General features: G+C 51.2%; 21 protein-coding genes. 5 read left to right on the forward strand and 16 right to left on the reverse strand.

What is annotated here, in order from left to right:
- Window positions 1-9: 9 nt before the first annotated feature.
- From rpoH to ftsY, 4 genes are all read right to left on the reverse strand, one after another.
- Window positions 10-867 (reverse strand): RNA polymerase sigma factor RpoH, encoded by an 858-nt coding sequence (rpoH, locus tag LH51_RS04395; protein WP_036520133.1) that lies wholly within the window; start codon window positions 865-867, stop codon window positions 10-12.
- 139 nt (window positions 868-1,006) lie between these two features.
- The gene (gene ftsX, locus LH51_RS04400; RefSeq protein WP_036520182.1) at window positions 1,007-1,987 is read right to left on the reverse strand and encodes a permease-like cell division protein FtsX; all 981 of its coding nucleotides are present in this window, start codon (window positions 1,985-1,987) and stop codon (window positions 1,007-1,009) included.
- Window positions 1,977-2,645, reverse strand: coding sequence for a cell division ATP-binding protein FtsE (ftsE, locus tag LH51_RS04405; RefSeq protein WP_036520135.1), 669 nt, complete (start codon window positions 2,643-2,645; stop codon window positions 1,977-1,979). The genes ftsX and ftsE overlap by 11 nt, the downstream gene beginning before the upstream one ends.
- Window positions 2,646-2,654: 9 nt before the next feature.
- Window positions 2,655-3,938 (reverse strand): signal recognition particle-docking protein FtsY, encoded by a 1,284-nt coding sequence (gene ftsY, locus LH51_RS04410; protein WP_052063445.1) that lies wholly within the window; start codon window positions 3,936-3,938, stop codon window positions 2,655-2,657.
- 106 nt (window positions 3,939-4,044) lie between these two features.
- Between ftsY and LH51_RS04415 the strand changes: the two genes are divergently transcribed.
- The 3 genes from LH51_RS04415 to rsmD are packed head-to-tail and all read left to right on the forward strand — an operon-like array spanning window position 4,045 to window position 5,937.
- Window positions 4,045-4,881 carry a hypothetical protein gene (locus tag LH51_RS04415; protein WP_036520138.1) on the forward strand — a complete coding sequence of 279 codons (837 nt, stop codon included), beginning with the start codon at window positions 4,045-4,047 and terminating at the stop codon, window positions 4,879-4,881.
- Window positions 4,818-5,258: a hypothetical protein gene (locus LH51_RS04420; protein WP_036520139.1), complete on the forward strand. Its 441-nt coding sequence runs from the start codon at window positions 4,818-4,820 to the stop codon at window positions 5,256-5,258. Before LH51_RS04415 ends, LH51_RS04420 begins: the two co-directional genes overlap by 64 nt.
- A gap of 19 nt (window positions 5,259-5,277) precedes the next feature.
- Window positions 5,278-5,937, forward strand: a complete 660-nt coding sequence (gene rsmD / locus LH51_RS04425) for a 16S rRNA (guanine(966)-N(2))-methyltransferase RsmD (protein ID WP_052063439.1) — start codon at window positions 5,278-5,280, stop codon at window positions 5,935-5,937.
- Here rsmD and LH51_RS18820 read toward each other — a convergent pair whose 3' ends face one another.
- Entirely contained in the window at window positions 5,938-6,546 is a 609-nt protein-coding gene (locus LH51_RS18820; protein WP_052063440.1) for a TetR family transcriptional regulator, read from the reverse strand.
- A 284-nt stretch (window positions 6,547-6,830) separates the two neighbouring features.
- Between LH51_RS18820 and coaD the strand changes: the two genes are divergently transcribed.
- Both coaD and LH51_RS04440 read left to right on the forward strand, forming a co-directional pair.
- Complete coding sequence (gene coaD, locus LH51_RS04435) at window positions 6,831-7,319, forward strand: pantetheine-phosphate adenylyltransferase (protein ID WP_036520141.1); 489 nt, start codon at window positions 6,831-6,833, stop codon at window positions 7,317-7,319.
- A gap of 20 nt (window positions 7,320-7,339) precedes the next feature.
- Complete coding sequence (locus LH51_RS04440) at window positions 7,340-7,588, forward strand: YfhL family 4Fe-4S dicluster ferredoxin (RefSeq protein ID WP_036520144.1); 249 nt, start codon at window positions 7,340-7,342, stop codon at window positions 7,586-7,588.
- 48 nt (window positions 7,589-7,636) lie between these two features.
- Here the strand turns inward: LH51_RS04440 and LH51_RS04445 are convergent, their stop codons facing one another.
- The 11 genes from LH51_RS04445 to LH51_RS24035 all read right to left on the reverse strand — a co-directional run bounded on the left by LH51_RS04445 (window position 7,637) and on the right by LH51_RS24035 (window position 19,073).
- Window positions 7,637-8,146: a DUF501 domain-containing protein gene (locus LH51_RS04445; RefSeq protein WP_036520146.1), complete on the reverse strand. Its 510-nt coding sequence runs from the start codon at window positions 8,144-8,146 to the stop codon at window positions 7,637-7,639.
- A 37-nt stretch (window positions 8,147-8,183) separates the two neighbouring features.
- A complete protein-coding gene (gene recG / locus LH51_RS04450) occupies window positions 8,184-10,253 on the reverse strand; it encodes an ATP-dependent DNA helicase RecG (RefSeq protein ID WP_036520148.1) in 2,070 nt (689 codons plus the stop codon).
- Entirely contained in the window at window positions 10,253-11,167 is a 915-nt protein-coding gene (locus LH51_RS04455) for a hydrogen peroxide-inducible genes activator (RefSeq protein ID WP_036520151.1), read from the reverse strand. The genes recG and LH51_RS04455 overlap by 1 nt, the downstream gene beginning before the upstream one ends.
- Before the next feature lie 77 nt (window positions 11,168-11,244).
- Window positions 11,245-13,413 carry a polyphosphate kinase 1 gene (gene ppk1, locus LH51_RS04460; protein ID WP_036520154.1) on the reverse strand — a complete coding sequence of 723 codons (2,169 nt, stop codon included), beginning with the start codon at window positions 13,411-13,413 and terminating at the stop codon, window positions 11,245-11,247.
- Window positions 13,414-13,423: 10 nt separating this feature from the next.
- Window positions 13,424-14,431 (reverse strand): porphobilinogen synthase, encoded by a 1,008-nt coding sequence (gene hemB, locus LH51_RS04465; protein ID WP_036520157.1) that lies wholly within the window; start codon window positions 14,429-14,431, stop codon window positions 13,424-13,426.
- 330 nt (window positions 14,432-14,761) lie between these two features.
- Entirely contained in the window at window positions 14,762-15,808 is a 1,047-nt protein-coding gene (locus LH51_RS04470; protein ID WP_036520159.1) for an MJ1255/VC2487 family glycosyltransferase, read from the reverse strand.
- Window positions 15,809-15,811: 3 nt separating this feature from the next.
- The gene (locus tag LH51_RS04475; protein ID WP_036520160.1) at window positions 15,812-16,342 is read right to left on the reverse strand and encodes a phosphatase PAP2 family protein; all 531 of its coding nucleotides are present in this window, start codon (window positions 16,340-16,342) and stop codon (window positions 15,812-15,814) included.
- 79 nt (window positions 16,343-16,421) lie between these two features.
- Entirely contained in the window at window positions 16,422-17,342 is a 921-nt protein-coding gene (locus LH51_RS04480; protein ID WP_081960655.1) for an alpha/beta hydrolase, read from the reverse strand.
- Between the two features lie 28 nt (window positions 17,343-17,370).
- Window positions 17,371-18,183, reverse strand: a complete 813-nt coding sequence (gene mutM, locus LH51_RS04485; protein WP_036520162.1) for a bifunctional DNA-formamidopyrimidine glycosylase/DNA-(apurinic or apyrimidinic site) lyase — start codon at window positions 18,181-18,183, stop codon at window positions 17,371-17,373.
- A gap of 3 nt (window positions 18,184-18,186) precedes the next feature.
- Window positions 18,187-18,612, reverse strand: a complete 426-nt coding sequence (locus LH51_RS24030; RefSeq protein WP_327124251.1) for a DMT family transporter — start codon at window positions 18,610-18,612, stop codon at window positions 18,187-18,189.
- The gene (locus tag LH51_RS24035; protein ID WP_327124252.1) at window positions 18,540-19,073 is read right to left on the reverse strand and encodes a DMT family transporter; all 534 of its coding nucleotides are present in this window, start codon (window positions 19,071-19,073) and stop codon (window positions 18,540-18,542) included. Before LH51_RS24035 ends, LH51_RS24030 begins: the two co-directional genes overlap by 73 nt.
- Between the last annotated feature and the right edge of the window lie 16 nt (window positions 19,074-19,089).

The raw sequence follows: 19,089 nt of genomic DNA on the forward strand, positions 1-19,089 counted from the left end.
GTTACTCGATCAGGCAACCAGCGTAATCGCTTCGCGGATCTTTTTCATCGCATTCTTTTCCAACTGGCGAATACGCTCAGCAGACACCTGATATTCGGCAGCCAACTCATGCAAGGTGGCTTTTTCGTCTGCCAGCCAGCGACGATTGAGTATCTCGCGACTACGGTCATCTAAATTGTCCATCGCTGAAATAAGTTGTTGCTGTGATGTCACTTCCCAGTTTTCAGCTTCCAGACGCATGGCCGGATCGGCCTCTTCGTCTTCCAGATACTGTGCAGGCGACCAGGCGGCCTCGTCATCATCACTGACCGGTGCATCGAAAGAGGTATCGGCTGACGCCATACGGCCTTCCATCTGCCGAACGACCTGTGCATCTACACCCAAGTCATTGGCCACGGCTTCGACTTCACTGTTATTCATCCAGTTAATGGACTTCTTCTGTGAACGCAAATTAAAGAACAGCTTACGTTGGGCCTTGGTGGTGGCAATTTTAACGATGCGCCAGTTACGTAAAATAAATTCATGCATTTCAGCCTTGATCCAGTGTACGGCGAAAGACACCAGACGCACACCGACAGAGGGATCAAAGCGTTTTACCGCTTTCATCAAGCCGACGTTACCTTCCTGAATCAGGTCACTCAATGGCAGACCATAACCGGAATAAGACTTGGCGATATGTACCACAAAGCGCAGATGCGATATTACCAATTGACGTGCAGCTTCAAGGTCCTGTTGATAAAACAGACGTTCAGCCAACTCCCGCTCTTCTTCGGCATTGAGAATAGGAATAGCACCCACGGTCTGGACATAGGCGTTGACATTACCGCCTGGTGACAGATGTTCAATAACCCGTAAGCTTGTGCCCATGTTAATTATAACCTCTGTTTTTTGCTGAAATTTTCGCTACCACTGTGACCTGATTTTACCTGAAAAGTTCAGTTATGTGCCGACTCAAACGAGTTCGGACGGTGAAAAATAACGGTCTGGCGGGAAAAAAGCAAGTCCGTCAACTCGGTTCGATGGCACGCAAATGCCGCCCGGTCGACAGAAACCCACCTGCCAGACCCAGTATAGTCCCAGTTGCTATCAATATCAGGGTAGCTTTTGCTGTCAGCCCCGTCAGCACAAAACTGCTCATATACAGTTCTGCCAGCTGATTCGCCGGTCCGGTGATCATATACAAGGACACCTGAACCAATACGTAAGCCAATAGCGAGCCGATCAAACCGTACCAGAAACCGGAGTAAAGGAATGGCCGTCGCACCCAGGCATCGGTCGCTCCCACCAGCTTGGCAACCAGAATTTCATCCCGGCGGCTTTCCAGTGTCATACGCAGGGTATTCCCCACCACCAGCAACACGGCTAAAGCCAGCAAGCCGCTTAGCACCCAACTGAATCTCTCGGCCATGAGTAAATACGCATTCAAGCGCTGAATCCATTCTATATCCAACGTAGCTTCGTGTACCTCAGGCAAGCCTGCCAGCTCATGTTGCAACTGCTGCAGGCCTGCCGCTGTATGATCAGCGGGCAGTACCAGGATGACGGCAGGCAAAGGATTCGTGTCCAGTAAGCTGAGCATCGTGGCAAACTCAGAGTAACCGGAAAACTCGCGTAGCCCTTGCTCACGATCGATCAGCTCAATACCTGATAAGCCATCATGCAGCATTAACTCCAGACTGAGTTGCTCAGCACGGGCATCACTCACATCCTGATTCAGATACAGCATGATGCGTGGGCTGGTATCCCAACCACTGCTGAACTGCTGAATATTATTGACTACAGTAAACATAAAACCAGGCAATGCCAGTGCGATAGCCAACACAGCCAGAGTCATCAACGAGGCAATAGGCGTAACCGTGAGACGTAACAACGCCTGCAGCGCCACCGCCAGATGGTGACGCAACCAGCCACGCAGATGATCAGTCCAGCTTACCCTGTGCGCTTCAGCACCCCGGCGGGCAACTTTTTCCTGTGGTTTAGCAGCCATCAGCAACAAGCCTCCCACCGCGTAACACCAGCGTGCGCCGACGCATGCGCTGAATCAGCGACAGATCATGGCTGGCGATAAGTACCGTGGTGCCGATACGGTTAAACTGCTCAAACAAGCGCATCACCCCTTCAGACAGTTCCGGGTCGAGGTTACCGGTTGGCTCATCGGCTAATAACAAGGCCGGCTTGTGCACGATTGCTCGGGCAATACCCACCCGCTGCTGCTCGCCACTGGATAGCGCGATCGGGTTTTGCTTTTCGCGCATCAGTAAACCGACCTTATCCAGTGCCGCCCGCACCCGTCGAGCGGCATCAGTTGGATCATATCCGGCTATCTGTAAGGGTAGCGCCACATTATCAAACACACTGCGGTCAAACAGCAGGTGATGATTCTGAAACACCACACCGATACGTCGACGGTGCTGCGGTATATTGCGACGAGTCAGACTGGCCAGATCGTGATCACCCACCTGAATCTGTCCACGGCTGGGGCGCTCCATCAGCATGATCAGCTTTAGCAAGGTGCTTTTACCTGCACCCGAATGGCCGGTCAAAAACGCCATTTCACCTGATTCCAGCGCAAAATCTACGCCTGTGAGCGCATCAAAACCACCGCTATAGCGTTTGCCTACATTGGTAAAGCGTATAGCTGCCATAATCAGACCTCAGTCAAACAGCGCATCAACAAACTCTTCGGCCCGGAATGGCCGTAAGTCATCAATCTGCTCACCTACGCCGATAAAGCGAATTGGCAGATTAAAATGCTTGGCGACAGCAAAAATGATACCGCCTTTGGCCGTACCATCCAGCTTAGTCAAAGCAATACCGGTCACACCAACCACTTCCTGGAACTGTTTGGCCTGACTGATGGCGTTCTGCCCGGTTCCGGCATCCAGCACCAGCAACACCTCATGCGGTGCGTCCGGGTCAATTTTTTTCATTACCCGCACCACCTTGCTTAACTCATTCATCAAGTTGTCTTTGTTCTGCAAGCGTCCAGCCGTATCGGCAATCAAAATATCGGTCTTACGTGCCGTAGCTGACTGCAGGGCATCAAAAATAACTGAGGCGGAATCAGCACCAGTATGCTGAGCAATAACCGGTACCTGATTACGCTCACCCCATACCTGCAACTGCTCCACAGCGGCAGCACGGAAGGTATCACCCGCTGCCAGCATCACCGACTGCCCTTCAGACTGAAAGCGTTTGGCCATTTTGCCAATGGTTGTGGTCTTACCCACACCGTTGACACCAACCACCAGAATCACCCGAGGCTTACCCTCGGCTGGCAGAGTCAGCGGCTGCTCAGCACCAGACAATAAGGCGATCAATTCGGCCTTTAGCTCGGCTTTCAGGGCGATTGGATCTTTAAGCTGCTTGCGCGCCACCTTATCAGTCAGGCTCTGAATAATAGCCGTGGTTGCCTCAACGCCGACATCTGACATAAGCAACAGCGTTTCCAGCTCTTCCAGCATGTCATCATCAATTTCACTGCTGCCACTGAACAGATCACCCAATTGGGCAGTCAGGGTCGCCTTGGTGCGGCTCAGGCCGGATTTAATCCGCTCAAACAGGCGTTGCTTGCGCTGCTCCGGGGCTTCTGTCTGCACAGCAGGAACAGGAGCAACTTCAGGCTCAGGCTCAGGCTCAGGCTCAGGCTCAGGCTCAGGCTCAGGCTCAGGCTCAAAAGACTCGACTAGAGGCCGTTCAGTGTCAAGCGGCTCTTCTACCGGAGCTTGCTCTGCAGGCTCAACGTCAGCAACTGGCTCTGCTTCCTCTACAGCGGCCTCCGATGGTGGCACATCTTCAGCGACAGGAGGCTCTGGTATGCTGTCTGGCACATCAACCTTAGCGGTTTCTTCGATTTTTTCTGGCTTATTCGCCTCTTGTGGCTTTTTGCGAGCCACGATAACAATGATGATGACCAGCAGTACCAGCGCCGCTGCCATATAGGGCAGCAGTACCGGATCCAGGCCATTATTAAGCATCCAGGTGTTGATAGATTCCATAAAGCTGTTCAGTCCGCTTGCTAAATAGTGGATAAAGGTTGAAAAATTGCGTTATCTTACCACAGAGCGGCTGCTGACAAACCTGATCGGAACGAATATGCCACCATCGACGTACAAACCTTTATTTAATCGACGCTACCTGTTTTGGTTGATCTGGGCTATTGCCATCGCCATTGTATTACTGAGTGCGACAGGAAGAGAAAAGCCCAGACAGCCCTTTGCCATCAGCTGGCAGGCGGAACCACCTCTCTGGCGCATGAGTATCGATACCCAGACTCACTACCAACTGGATGCACTGCTGAAAACGCCTTCAGCTTCCGGACTTACAGGACGACAACTACAAGCCACATATTACCGCGCTATAGAGCAACGTCTATCCACGCCTGAGTCTGTAGCACAACTTAGGCAATTTGGCTGGCAACCCACCTTGACACGCGAAACGGCGCTGGTCCGGCTAACACTACACATGTCTGAGACACCCACCAAGACCCAGTTACACTGGCTGTTTGAGCAACTGCATGCCCCCCACGATCCATTAAGCGAAGCTGATCAACAGCGTATTCTGGCTGAGTGGCGACTGGATATGCAGCAACCGGAAGCCCGCCTAATGGCGGAACTGGAAAACTGGCAGATCCCGGCCATACCCGACCAGACCTTTTGGCAACTTTTACTGACAGGGCCCAATCTTGAAGCAGGTCAGGATGATCCGATCAACACAGCCTCTCCTGCAACCGACTCTACCCCCCCACAGCAAACACCTATGAGCTGGACAGCTTTATTTCCACGCCTCACCAGCTACTGGCCTGGCCTGTACCTTCCATGGTGGATGCCAGCTCACTTGCCCTTAATCGCGCCGCCGTTTCCGCACTGCAAATTGCATTAAATCAGCAAAATGCACTGCGTAATTATCGTCTGATCTGGCAACCCCTGCCACCACAAAGCCACTTGGTACTGATACTGAACGAGACATCTGAGACATCCGCCACAGCCGCGCTCTCTCAGCTGCTTACGCATGAACTTTCTGATAGTCTGCTGCTACAGGCACAAGAGCAACTGCTTGAGCAACTATCAGAGCGTTACAGCCATCCGGATTTTCAACAGCAATGGCTGGAACTCACGGCGCTGTCAGGATTACCGATCGGCAGCGAGGTCGCCTATGAGATAGCTCTGCAGCAACTCAGTGCCGATGCCATTCGCCAACAATTGATGCAGTTATTGAATACTGATCAGCAGCTGAGCGTAACGCTTAAACCTTTCTGAAAATGGAAAAAACTATCCAATGAGCCGACGCAACAGTGCAGCCCGCCGCCAGAATTTACCTAAAGATGATTTGCCCACGCTGCGGATTATCGGTGGCGAATGGCGCAGCCGCAAACTGCCTTTCCCATCCATCGAGGGACTACGCCCAACCCCTGATCGCGTCCGGGAAACCCTGTTTAACTGGTTACAAACCAGCACACCCGGTGCGGCCTGCCTGGATCTTTTCTGTGGCAGTGGCGCGCTGGGATTTGAGGCTCTGTCACGCGGTGCCGCCTCAGTTACGTTTGTCGACAAGGCACCCGAGGTGACATACCAAATCCGCCAAAATCTGAACCTGCTCAAAGCACAAAATGCCGATGTGGTCGGTACCGCTGTACTTGACTGGCTGGAAATGAAAAAAGCTGATCAGGAACCGAGATACGATCTGGTATTTCTCGACCCGCCTTTCCGACAGGATCTGATCAAATCCACTGCGGCCCTTCTGGAAACACGCAACCTGCTCAACAGTAATGCCCTGATCTATATCGAAACTGAAAACGACTGGCAGCCTGATGGTTTACCGGAAAACTGGGCACTGTATCGTGAAAAGACAGCGGGACAGGTCAGCTATCGCCTTTATCAACGTAACGAACCTCAGACTACAATATCTGATCTCAACTTTACTGATGACGAAACCTGATCAGGACCGCACACCCTCAGTGAGTAGTTGCACCAGCAGCCGGGCCTGGCTTATGACATCTTCACCCACCTGTACCATGGCACTGGCTATCAGGCTGTTTAACACGCCTGACAGAGCCTGCGAAGCTGTCGTCAGGGGTAGTTTCTTGCGCAGCATTTTTTTCTTTTTTGCTTGTTTAAGAAAATAGTGAATATGCTCGCACACCAGCGCCTGATCAGCTTCTATTTGCGCCCTGAGATTGAGTAGTTCAGGGAGCTCTGGATTAGTAAAAAAAATACGGTAGGCGCGGCGATAAGACTCCTGCTCAACATAAGCACGCACCACACCAAGCAGGTAGTCATGCAAGGCTTGCACAGGATCCTGCTTGGCTGACTGACGCTGCTCTATATACTGAAGTTCAAAAGGATGCCCTGATATAAGATACAACTGCTGCAACAGGTCATCACGGTTACGAAAGTGCCAGTAAAGAGCACCATGGGTAACACCGCACGCGGCTGAAATCTCTTTTAAGGATACTCGGTTAACGCCTCGCTCAGCATAAAGCGCCATCGCTGAGGATAACAAGGTGCGACGTGTTTGTTCTGCTTCTTCTTTTGTACGCCTTGGCATGGCTCTCCCTCGACTCAGTGCCGTTTATTTAAATTATCATTACCATGTATAAACATAGGCGTTTAATCTACTGTTTTGCAAGTAGGAAACTTATATTTAACCTAAGTGTCACAAGTAATGTCAGGGTAATTCAAAGCAAAATCCACCTGAATATATAACCAGAATTCATAGGTCTATTGCTTTTATTACTGATTCAGCTCAGGACATGCTATTTTTGTATTTGTGCCTTGCGGGCGTTTCCGTTAACATCCGCGCAAATACTCAGCAGAATCCCTGAGGTTACTATGAATACGGCAGTCTACCCCGGCACCTTTGATCCGATCACTAACGGACACACTGATCTGGTTGAACGCGCCAGTAAACTATTTGATATAGTCGTTGTTGCTGTAGCAGAAAGTCCGAAAAAACATCCACTACTGCCGTTAGAACTGAGGGTTTCACTGGCAAAAACTTCGCTCAGCCATCTACCCAACATACGGGTTGTAGGTTTTAATTGCCTGTTGGCTGAACTGATCAAGCGCGAAGAGGCCAATATTATTCTGCGAGGACTGAGGGCTGTGTCTGACTTTGAATTTGAATTTCAGCTGGCCAATATGAACCGCAAGCTGAGTCCGGATGTTGAAAGTCTGTTTTTAACACCGGCTGAACACCTGACCTACATCTCTTCAACACTAATCAGAGAGATTGCGTCGTTAGGTGGGGATGTCAGCCAGTTTGTACACCCCGAAGTATCGGATGCGTTGATAGCATATTTGAGTTCAAAAACCGTATAACGAGTCAATGAGGTAGCCGCATGGCCTTGATCATCACCGATGAATGCATCAACTGCGATGTATGCGAACCGGAATGCCCAAATGAGGCAATTTATCCGGGCGAAGAAATTTACGAAATCGACCCAAACAAGTGTACTGAATGTGTCGGACACTATGATACACCGCAGTGTGTCGAAGTCTGCCCGGTCGATTGTATCCCTAAAGATCCCGACCATGTCGAGACAGAAGAGATGCTGATGGACAAATATAAGCAATTGACTGGCCAGTAATAATGGCCTCGTGGGCAGTTTCTACTGCCCACGGTCTTTGCTTTTCTGTTAAAAATTAATCGGCAACTGATCCAATCCGAACTCTGCATCCATACGCTGACCGACCAGATTTTCTGCTACCAGATGGTGTGCATACTGCATATGCAAACAACGCACCTTATCCCATTGCGCAATACCACCTATTCCCAGCTTATTGAACAATGCCTGAAAACCCTGCGCTTCAATCCGTACGCGATCATCGGCTGCCATTAACTGCCAGCGCTGCTTCACGTAAGCCAGCTGCTGCTGTTGATAGACTTCCCGAAGCGCATCATCCTGCTGCAACTCGTCTTCCAGCGCTTTAATCCAGCCAGTACTTTCAATCCGCGCTATAGCTTTATCCAGATCCTGACTACACAGCCAGTAGAGGGTCGGAAAGGGCTTATCCGCTACCAGTGAGCGCATTTGCAGCACCACGGGCACACCTGCCGGGGTGGCATGTGCAATAGCTGCTATCCCTCTGGGCTTGCGCCCTAGTTGACGGGTAATCATCTGCAGTTGTTCAGGGGTGGGTTGCATGCTGAATCCGAACCTTGTTGCTTGTCAAAGGGAGCCATTATACCTGAGCGTAGGTTTCACTGCTGCCCATCCAGCGCAAGATCAGCGCATCCACCACGTTGGGTTGTCCCTTCAGTTTCTCAGCAAGCGATTTAATCTGTGGCAACAGGTCGGCATCACGTTCCAGATCCGCAATACGAAACTGCATCATCCCTGTCTGTCGCGTGCCCAGCACTTCGCCTGGTCCACGTAGCTCCAGATCTTTTTCAGCGATACGAAATCCATCGGTGGTTTCCCGCATCACCTGCAGGCGCTCACGCCCCTGTCGGGATAAGGGCGCATGGTACATAAGCAGGCAAAAGCTCTCAATGGAACCTCGACCTACCCGACCCCGCAACTGGTGCAGTTGCGCAAGCCCTAATCGCTCCGGGTTTTCAATAATCATCAAGCTGGCATTGGGGACATCCACCCCCACTTCAATCACAGTCGTAGCAACCAGAAGATCCAGTTCAGCTGCCTTGAACGCGGCCATGACAGCGGCTTTCTCCCCCGCCTTCATGCGACCATGTACCAAACCGATGCGCAGTTCTGGTAATTGCAGTGCCAACTGCTCAGCAGTAACTTCAGCGGCCTGACACTCCAGCACTTCCGATTCTTCAATCAGGGTACAGACCCAGTAGGCTTGGCGCCCCTGAGCACAGGCTTCGCGCACACGTGCCACCACCTCATCGCGTCGCGTATCAGAAATGACACGGGTATTCACCGGAGTGCGGCCTGGCGGTAACTCATCGATTACCGAGCAATCCAGATCGGCATAGGCGCTCATGGTGAGTGTCCGCGGGATCGGTGTAGCGGTCATAATGAGCTGATGGGGTACCCGGACGCCGTCCCGACCCTTTTCACGCAGACTCAGACGCTGATGCACACCAAAACGATGCTGCTCATCGATCACCACCAGTGCCAGCCGTGCAAATTTCACTTCATCCTGAAACAGCGCATGGGTGCCTACCACCAGCGCCGCCGTTCCAAGCGCAATTGACTCTAACTGCTGGTTGCGTTGCTTTCCTTTAACCTTGCCAGCCAACCAGGCCACCTGAATACCCAGAGGCTCAAACCACTGCTGGAAAGCAATATAATGCTGCTCAGCAAGGACCTCAGTAGGGGCCATCAAAGCCGCCTGATAACCCGCAGCTATCGCCTGCACCACTGCCAGCGCGGCTACCAGCGTCTTACCTGATCCAACATCACCTTGTACCAGACGCAGCATGGGTATATCAGTGGACAAGTCCTGGGCTATTTCAGCAATAACACGCTGCTGAGCGGCGGTTAATGCAAAGGGCAGGCGCTGTAAAAAAGCTTGTTCCAACTCCATTGCAGGAGGTAAAGGCCAACCACCCTGATGCTGAATACGTTGACGTACACGAATCAGTGACAAATGCTGCGCCAGCAGCTCCTCCAGCGCCAGACGCCGCTGCGCCGGATGCCGCCCTGCCAACAATGCCTGCTGGTCAGCCTCTGGCGGTGGGTGATGCAAATAACGTAACGCCTGATTCAACTCAGGCAAAGCACGCGACTGACGCAGCTCAATCGGTAAAAAATCGGGCAAATCGGTTTGACTGAGCTGCTGCAATGCCTGGTGCACCAAACTACGTAAACGGTTTTGAGTCAGCCCTTCGGTCAAGGGATACACCGGTGTCAATGCTTGCTCAGGGGGGGGTGGCGGTTGTCCAGAAGCAAGTAACTGGTATTCCGGATGAATCATTTCCAGACCGGCACTACCCGGTCGCACCTCCCCAAAAGCACGAATACGCACCCCAGGCTTCAGCGCATTTTTCTGCCCGGCACTGAAGTGAAAAAAGCGTAAAGTGATCTGTCCCGTTGCGTCCTGCAGGCGGCATAGCAGACTACGCCGGCGACCAGTAACCACATCAACTAAACGCAGCTCACCTTCAACAACACCTTCAGCCCCTGGCTGCAGAGCACCCATGGGGCGGATATGCGTACGGTCCTGATAACGTAACGGCAGATGGAAGAGTAAATCCTGAAGTGTGAGAATACCCAGCTTGGCAAGCTTGAGTTCCAGGGCAGTCCCAACCCCTTTGAGCTCCCTTATCGAAATCCCTGACATCAGACCTCCGGTAGAGGCGTCCGGATCTGACAACGGTTGACAGCTTGCACCAGCACTTCAATGGCCTGAGGTCGTGGAAAGCTGGCACGCCAGGCAATCGCCACTGTCCGCATGGGTTTAGGGTCGGTAAAGGGGCGTACTTCAACCAGTTTACTGGAGGGATGTCCCTCGATCGCTGATTGTGGCAATACACTGCAGCCCAGTCCCGAAGCCACCATCATGCGAATGGTTTCCAATGAACTGCCCTCAGTGACAGTGTGCTGATTATGAAAAGACTGGTTCAATGTGGGGCAGGCTTCCAGTACCTGATCCCGGAAACAATGCCCTTCACCCAGCAGCAACATACGCAGCTCACCTATTGCCGATGGACTGATAGTTTTTTGCTTGCTTAGGGCATGCCCTTTCGGGAGCACCATCTGAAAAGGCTCGTCATATACCGGACGGGTGAGCACATCCGGCTCATTGAAGGGTAGCGCAATAATGATCGCATCCAGCTCACCATTACGAATTTTTCCACGCAGGGTTTCGGTCATATTTTCTTCAATATAGAGCGGCATCTGCGGTGCCAGCTGCTGAACCTGCGGGATTAAAGATGGAAACAGATAAGGGCCTATGGTGAAGATAGCACCCACACGAAGTGGACTGGCCAACTGATCCTTACCAGCCTTGGCCATCTCGCGGATGGCTTCAGCCTGCTCCAATACAGTCTGCGCCTGACGCACCACTTTTTCACCCACCGGAGTAACACGTACTGCACTTTTACTGCGCTCGAACAGCGCCACACCCAATTCATCTTCCAGCTTCTTTACGGCGATCGACAAGGTAGGCTGAGATACGAAACAACGTTCCGCTGCATGACCAAAATGTTGTTCTTGAGCCAGGGTAACGATGTAACGTAACTCTGTGAGTGTCATGCAGTTTCCTTAGATGTTGAGGTAGACGGCTTCTGCCTGATTCACCCGCTGCAGCCGAAACCGAGTAATACGGAATATCAGACCTTGGCAAACTCTTCCAGCAACACCTGTTGAGCACTAAAGCGCTCTTCACCCTCCTGAGGTTGCAGTAAGGTATAGCTGCCATCTGAGTGCAACTCCCAACTCTGGCAGTTATCACGCATATAATATTCCAGTTCACGCACAATACGCTCAGCATTCTTGCCCGTCAACTGGAAGCCGGTTTCCACCCGGTTGAGCATATTACGCTCCATCCAGTCCGCACTGCTGCAGTACACCAGAGGATCCCCACCATTGGCAAAGTAGTACACCCGGGTATGTTCCAGGAAACGTCCGATAATAGAGCGCACCCGTATGTTTTCCGAAATTTCCGGTAAACCAGGACGTAGTCGACACATGCCCCGGATGATCAGATCGATTTTCACACCAGCCTGAGAAGCTTCATACAATCCCCGAATCAGCTTAGGTTCCGTCAGACCATTCACCTTGATAATGATATGACCTTCTTTACCAGCCTGCACGCTACGTATCTCATTCTGCATCAATTCCAGCATCCGCGCATGCAGCGTGAAGGGCGCATTAAAGAGCTTTTTCAGCTTCTGAATCTTACCCATACCGGTTAACTGCTGGAACACCTTGTGGACATCTTCACCCACATCCTTATCGCTGGTCATATAACTGTAATCGGTATACAGGCGTGCTGTACCTGAGTGGTAATTACCCGTTCCCAGGTGGCAGTAGCGCACCAGATTATTGCCTTCCCGGCGGATGATGAGCATCATTTTGGCGTGGGTTTTATAGCCCACTACACCATAGACCACCAGACAGCCGGCTTCCTGCAAGCGGCTCGCTAACTGCAGGTTACTCTCTTCATCAAAGCGGGCACGCAGCTCTATCACTACCGTGACTTCCTTGCCGTTACGAGCCGCCTCTACCAGTGAATTAACTATGTCAGACTTCACGCCGGTACGGTAAAGGGTTTGTTTGATCGCAATCACATCCGGATCTTTAGCCGCTTGGCGTAACAGGTCGATCACTGGGGTAAAGGACTGAAAAGGGTGCATCAGCAACTGATCATTGCGGCGTAAAATGGCAAAGACATCCTTTTCAGTTTTCAGCTTACCCGGCACACCCGGTGTAAAGGGTTTCCAGCGCAGGTTTGGATGATCCACCAGATCACGCACCGCCATCAGACGACTCAGGTTCACCGGCCCGTTAACCCGATAAACCTGGTTTTCCTCCAGTTTGAACTCAGCCATCAGCACGCTGATAAGCTCTTCGGGTGAACGCTGATCCACTTCTAGTCTGACCGCATCACCATATTTTCTCGAATGCAGCTCACCACGCAAGGTACGAGCCAGATCCTCAATCTCTTCAACATCAAAGCTCAGGTCGGCATTACGGGTAATACGGAATTGATAACAACCACGCACCTTCATTCCTGGAAACAGGTCGTCAGCAAATTCATGAATTACGGAGGAGAGAAAAATCAGATTATCGCCAGGCTCACACAGCTCATCAGGCATGCGTATCAAGCGTGGCAGAGAACGTGGTGCCGGAATAATGGCCAGTCCTGTTTCGCGTCCAAAAGCATCCTTTCCTTCCAGCTGTACTATAAAGTTCAGGCTTTTGTTAACCAGGCGAGGAAAAGGGTGCGAGGGATCCAACCCAATCGGGCTGATAACCGGCAGGATTTTTTCTTCAAAATATTCTTTAACCCAGCGACGCTGCTCGGTACTCCAGTTGCTCCGACGCAAAAAATGTATCCCATGTGTTTCCATAGCCGGAAACATAATCTCATTGAGTATTTTATACTGACGATCGACATTGATTTCACAGATTTCACGGATTTTTTCCAGTACTTTCTGCGGATACATGGCGTCAGGGCCGACATCTTCACGCCCGTATTTAAGCTGCCGCAGCTGCTCCGCGACACGTATTTCAAAAAACTCATCCAGATTACTGGAAAAAATGAGCAGAAACATCAGACGTTCAAGTAACGGGTAGCCTTCATCCAGCGCCTGCTCCAGCACCCGGACATTAAACTGCAGGTGGCTTAGCTCGCGGTTGATGTACAGCTCCGATGCCTTCAGATCAACAGGCACCTCTTCGATCGGCTCAATTGTCGGTAAAATTTCCCGACTCTCCAATAAAGCGGCCGCCGCAGTGGCTTCCACTTCAGCCTGATCGATGCTCATTTCATTCATTCTTTTCTCCTCAGTTCAGCGCACGCGCGGCTTTAACCGCAAAATAAGTCAATATGCCGTCCGCACCAGCGCGCTTAAACGCTAATAACGATTCCAGCATCACACTCTGTTCATCCAGCCAGCCATTCTGGAAGGCGGCCATGTGCATGGCATACTCACCACTCACCTGATAGGCGAATACCGGCACTTTCAGTTCATCTTTCACCCGCCGCACTATATCCAGATAAGGCATGCCGGGCTTCACCATCACCATATCGGCTCCTTCTGCCAGATCCAATGCCACTTCATGCAGGGCTTCATCACTGTTGCCAGGGTCCATCTGGTAGTTAAACTTATTGCCTTTACCCAGATTACCGGCAGAACCCACGGCATCGCGAAAAGGACCATAGTAGGCACTGGCATATTTGGCGGCATAGGACATAATGCGCGTATTTACATGGCCTTGCTCTTCCAGTGTAGCGCGAATATAGCCTATGCGCCCATCCATCATATCACTCGGCGCAACGATATCAGCACCAGCCTCTGCATGAGACAGCGCCTGCGCTACCAGGGTTTCTACGGTAGGGTCATTCAACACATACCCGGACTCATCAATGATGCCATCCTGACCATGCGTCGTGAACGGATCTAAAGCCACATCCGTAATCACCCCCAAGGACGGACAGGCATCCTTGATTGCACGTACGGCACGCTGCGCCAGGCCATCCGGATTAAAGGCTTCTTCACCCAGCTCAGATTTGGCCGACAGCGGTGTAACCGGGAAGAGTGCGATTGCTGGAATACCTAGCTCCACCAACTCCCGTGCCTGCTTTACCATCAGATCAATACTCAGCCGCTCTACACCCGGCATAGATGCAACTGCTTCACGCTCACCTTGACCCTCTATAACAAAAGCTGGATAGATCAAATCATCCGGAGTCAGCCTGTTTTCTCGCATCAGACGCCTGGAAAAATCATCCACACGCATACGACGCATACGAGTTTCCGGATAGTAGCGCTGGCTGTTATTGAATCCCACGTTTGGCTCCTTTAAAGCTAGATATTGAACGAATAAAACATGACAGGAGTATGACAAAAACCTCAAGTGACAAAATAGAGATTTTTTCAAAAAAAGCGATTTTTAGGAAAAACTCCTATATCAACTTTCTGTGTGGCTGGCATAATAAACCCCATGGATCTCCTGTTCACGGAATGAATAAAAGGATGGCAAGCACAGCGACCAGGGATGCCGGGATAGCAAGAACATGATGTTCGGGATCGCACGGATAGGACCGCCAATAAAGGGGGCGCATTACGGATAATGCGCCCCCTTTCCATTTTTACTTTGTAAATCAGTAGATTACTCAGCCTATACTGAGTGCAGCTTCACTTCCTGCCAAACCTCTGCAACCAGTTTCGTTCCTTGCAAGTCAGCATCAGCTTTTAACCATCTGGCCAGGTGCTGAGCAACATCAGGATAAACCACAGGTCTCACATTAGGTTGTTCCAGCCAATGCAGTGCCAATTGTTTATCAAAGACCCGCATCACCGTGGCACGTTGCATTTGCTCCAGTATACAGGCATTTGAGTATTGCTCAATCTGACCCGACAAGGGTTTGGTAAGGATTTTTTTCCCCAGCATCAGTGCTTCACTACACAAACCAAAGCCGGTGTTGCAAATAACACCTCCGCTTTGATGCAGGTCTCCAGGAAAAGTTTCCCGACTGAGAGGCCGGAGCATTACATTTTCCAGGTCAGCCGCTTCAGGTACATCGGCATAGAGTTTAAAGCTGTAATCAGGCATTGACTGCAACCAGATCACGACCTGCTCAGTCAGCTCAAAAGGCAAGTAGACCAACACATATGGCTTTGGCTGATCAAGGGATGGGGTTGTCCTTGTTGCGTCAAGCGCCAATAAGGGCGGCAGAATAGGTTGATCAAACGCCTGCCAGTGCACGCCAAGGTAGCGATCCAGTGGAGTGAAAGTATCTATTGCCGACTTAAGCCAGAAAGCCTTGCGCGTGCCTGGCAAGTGATAGCGCAAGGCATATTGATGTGCCAGCCCGAGACTGGGCAGTTTCTGTCGTTTGGCCGCCCAGGCCGTCACTGGCTCAAAGTCATTCAGCAGAAGGTCATAGCCGCTCAGATCAATAGAGCGAACGTCAGCGATAAATTGTGAAGCACGGGCCGCCTTAAGCGTCTGCCAGCGTTTCACGCTGCCCGATTCTGTCTTGAAGGTAAAACCCTGATAGTGCTGAAAATCACCAAAGCATTGCATATCAAACAGTTGCTCGCGGGGGCGGCCACTGAACAAAAAATCAACAGAGATACCCGCTTGCTGCATAGCGGGCAGCATAGCTCTGGCACGGGTAATATGTCCGTTACCAGTTGCTTGTACCGCGTAAAGTATGCGCATTAATTAATGACCCAGAAACACCAGCACCAACTCTGCAGACACATAGCCAAGCAACGCACCAGCGAGAATATCAGCTGGATAATGCACACCGAGAAGAACACGGGACAATCCAACAATACCCGCCAACAGATAAACGATCACGGCAGCTTGAGGATAAAAAGCCGAGACTATTGTCGCAAAGAGAAAGGCCGCCGCCGCATGACCAGACGGAAAACTGAACCTGTCCGAGGGATTGATCAAGGCTTCGATTTGTGAAAGAGCATGACAGGGACGGTCACGCTGAATGGTGTTTTTCAATAGCAGATACAGCGGCAGTTCAAGCGCAAAGGCCCACGCCCCTGCTGCAAAAAACTGCCGCCCCTGCAGAGGCTCCAACAACAATAGCAGTATGCCAGCCAGGCCATAAAGGTAACCATCACCACAGCGTGATACCCAACGACTGGCGTGTTCAACCGGCCGGAACATCCTATAGCCACTGAACCAGAAAAAAATCCGGGTATCAGCGGCACTGAGTTTTTCCAGTGCATTGTGCATGCTGCCATCCTGCTTTGAGTTGCATGATGGCATTATGCCGCTGTAAAAGTGACAGACGAATGAACAGCAGATGACGGTTTTATGTCAGCGAGCGTGCAAACCAGTTACTCACTTCACTCACCAGCCTGGTAGGGTTATCCCAGGGAATCATGTGTCCTTCCCCCTTGAGCTCAATCAGTTCAAACGGATGCGTCATAGCCGCCACCACCTGCTTGGAGTATTGCAGCGGCAAGACCTCATCCCTTTCGCCATGAATAATCGCGGCGTTAAAGTCATAGCGTTTAGTCATGGTGCCACTACTATGGGTGAACAAACTGGCCAGCGTACCCAGCGGATAGTCATATACGATACGTGGATCCTGACTGATTTCAGTGGCGGCAGGATGGCCTTCCAGCAACTGCTCATAGTCAATAAAGCTTTTCATTGGCACTTTCAGCTGCGGGAAGAACAAGGCACTGCCCCAGGTCATGCTCCAACCAAACTGATGAATCAGATCGGGTGCGATCTCGGTTACCAGCAAGGTGCCGCACAATACAGATTTAACCCGCACATCTCGCTCAGCAAAAGCTACCGCAAGTAAGCCGCCAATAGAGTAGCCATACACACCCACAGGGCCGGTGAAACGCTGTGTCAGGTTATCGACAACCAGTTTCATATCCTCCATAACCTGCTCAACGCGATAATCACCACGACTTCCACCTGAATAACCATGGCCTCTAAAATCAATACCCACAACATTGAAGCCCTGAGCACTGATTCCAGCCAGTAACTCTGCGTATAGCTCACAATAGGTACCAATGCCTGGCAGAAAGAGAATTATCGGTGCCGTTTCACTGTGACTATAGAGCTCACAATGTATCTGTTGATCACCCAGCACCAAGACTTCACGTTGAGCCAGAAAGGTGTGAAGTCCGAGCTTATCCCGGAGCGACTGCCGGTCCTCTTTAGACTCATTGACGGTATCAGACATCAAGCCTATTGGATCGAAAAAACTATTCATTGCTTTGTACACCTAGTTCATTAATGGATCAGCGCTGACACTCAGCACAGAATACGCTGCTTCTCTGACCCAATCGGACCTCTTTCAGAATACTGCCGCAACGTCGACAAGGCGACCCTTTACGACCATAAACATACAACTCTTGCTGAAAGTAACCTGGCTTGCCATCACCACCCACAAAATCCCGCAAGGTTGTACCACCTCGCTCGATGGCATAACTTAGCACTTTCTTGATTTCCAATACCAGTTTTCCAAGTCGCTCTTCAGAGATACGGCCAGCGGCTCGACGGGGGTCTATACCCGCCGCAAACAACGCTTCACTGGCATAAATATTCCCGACTCCAACAACCACATGGCTATCCATAATACGTTGTTTGATTGGCTGCTTTCTATCCTTGCAGCAACTAGCCAGATAATCAGCATCGAATATTTCGCTAAGCGGTTCTGGCCCTAACTGCTGCAGTAACGGGTGCAGGGTGTCAGTTGCTTGCCACAATACAGCACCAAAACGGCGCGGATCGGTCAAACGAATCAACTGACCACTGCTAAATTCCAAATCTACATGATCATGCTTCAATGCGGGAGTTCCGGCTGGCAGCACGCGAAGACTACCCGACATCCCCAGATGAACCAGTAAATCACCTTGCTCCATCGCCAACAGAATATACTTGGCACGCCGATACACTCGATGCACTACCTGCCCTGGCAATAATTGCACCAGCTGTTCAGGCACAAGCCAGCGTAGCTGTGGCTGACGCACATGCAATGCAACTACTCTCTGGCCTTCAACATGCGGGGCGATGCCTCGACAGGTCGTTTCAACCTCTGGTAGTTCAGGCATTCATTACTCCGTTCCCCGATTAGACTTCACGGCGGGCTTTTTCAACGCCAGGTAAACACCAGTCACTGTAATCACAATGCCCAGCAGCGCGATGCTACTTAATTGCTCATCAAACAGCCACCAGGCCTCAACCGCCGTTAACGGTGGAACCAGGTAAAAATAACTGGCAACACGAGATACCTCACCCAACCTGATCATTAACATCAACAAGAGTATGGCACTGACAGATAATCCAAACACCAGCCATACCAGAGCCAAAATCAAATCCACATGCCAAATGATTTCTCCTGTTTCAAAGCTGTAAGTCAGAATCGCCATACACAGTGCTGTGGCCAGGTATTGGTAAAAAGAGCCGGTCAGCAGATCAGTCTGCCCACCAAACTTTTTCTGGTATAGCGTGCCAATAGAAATACTGAACAATGACAACAATACGGCAACCAGAGCCCAGGGTGAACTTCAAAACTCTGAGCCATCAGTCCGCTGCTGAGCACCAGTGACACGCCCAATAAGCCAGCCACCAGCCCCACCCACTGAACACGACGCAACTGCTGTCCCATACCAGCCCAGGCAAGCAGTGCAGTTAGCAGCGGCTGCAAACCCACAACTAATGCCGTCACACCCGCTGGCAGCGCCAGCTTAATCGCCGCAAACACACCGCCGAGATACACAGCATGGATTAATAAACCCACCACCATCTGATGCCCGGCCTGACGGGGTCCCGGCCAATGCGCACGCAATACCAGAATCAGCAGCAGGAATACAGCCAGTGTAATCACCATGCGGATAAATAGCAGGTTAAAGGGCTCTATCCAGGGCAATGCAAAGCGCGCACCGATAAATCCGGTACTCCAAAGCAGAACAAAAATCAGGGGAACAAACCGAATCAGCATTTTTCAAACCCCAAAA

This window comes from Nitrincola sp. A-D6 (genome assembly GCF_000764495.1).
Classification (GTDB): domain Bacteria; phylum Pseudomonadota; class Gammaproteobacteria; order Pseudomonadales; family Balneatricaceae; genus Nitrincola.

Excerpts from the sequence above, each read along its gene's own strand:
- ppk1 (WP_036520154.1), bottom strand. The coding sequence starts at position 13,413 with ATGAATGAAATGAGCATCGATCAGGCTGAAGTGGAAGCCACTGCGGCG.
- LH51_RS04420 (WP_036520139.1), top strand. The coding sequence starts at position 4,818 with ATGGTGGATGCCAGCTCACTTGCCCTTAATCGCGCCGCCGTTTCCGCA.
- LH51_RS24035 (WP_327124252.1), bottom strand. The coding sequence starts at position 19,073 with ATGCTGATTCGGTTTGTTCCCCTGATTTTTGTTCTGCTTTGGAGTACC.
- ftsE (WP_036520135.1), bottom strand. The coding sequence starts at position 2,645 with ATGGCAGCTATACGCTTTACCAATGTAGGCAAACGCTATAGCGGTGGT.
- rsmD (WP_052063439.1), top strand. The coding sequence starts at position 5,278 with ATGAGCCGACGCAACAGTGCAGCCCGCCGCCAGAATTTACCTAAAGAT.
- LH51_RS04475 (WP_036520160.1), bottom strand. The coding sequence starts at position 16,342 with ATGCACAATGCACTGGAAAAACTCAGTGCCGCTGATACCCGGATTTTT.
- recG (WP_036520148.1), bottom strand. The coding sequence starts at position 10,253 with ATGTCAGGGATTTCGATAAGGGAGCTCAAAGGGGTTGGGACTGCCCTG.
- ftsY (WP_052063445.1), bottom strand. The coding sequence starts at position 3,938 with ATGGCAGCGGCGCTGGTACTGCTGGTCATCATCATTGTTATCGTGGCT.
- mutM (WP_036520162.1), bottom strand. The coding sequence starts at position 18,183 with ATGCCTGAACTACCAGAGGTTGAAACGACCTGTCGAGGCATCGCCCCG.
- LH51_RS18820 (WP_052063440.1), bottom strand. The coding sequence starts at position 6,546 with ATGCCAAGGCGTACAAAAGAAGAAGCAGAACAAACACGTCGCACCTTG.
- LH51_RS04440 (WP_036520144.1), top strand. The coding sequence starts at position 7,340 with ATGGCCTTGATCATCACCGATGAATGCATCAACTGCGATGTATGCGAA.
- LH51_RS04470 (WP_036520159.1), bottom strand. The coding sequence starts at position 15,808 with ATGCGCATACTTTACGCGGTACAAGCAACTGGTAACGGACATATTACC.
- LH51_RS04445 (WP_036520146.1), bottom strand. The coding sequence starts at position 8,146 with ATGCAACCCACCCCTGAACAACTGCAGATGATTACCCGTCAACTAGGG.
- LH51_RS04480 (WP_081960655.1), bottom strand. The coding sequence starts at position 17,342 with ATGAATAGTTTTTTCGATCCAATAGGCTTGATGTCTGATACCGTCAAT.
- ftsX (WP_036520182.1), bottom strand. The coding sequence starts at position 1,987 with ATGGCTGCTAAACCACAGGAAAAAGTTGCCCGCCGGGGTGCTGAAGCG.
- LH51_RS04455 (WP_036520151.1), bottom strand. The coding sequence starts at position 11,167 with ATGACACTCACAGAGTTACGTTACATCGTTACCCTGGCTCAAGAACAA.
- coaD (WP_036520141.1), top strand. The coding sequence starts at position 6,831 with ATGAATACGGCAGTCTACCCCGGCACCTTTGATCCGATCACTAACGGA.
- rpoH (WP_036520133.1), bottom strand. The coding sequence starts at position 867 with ATGGGCACAAGCTTACGGGTTATTGAACATCTGTCACCAGGCGGTAAT.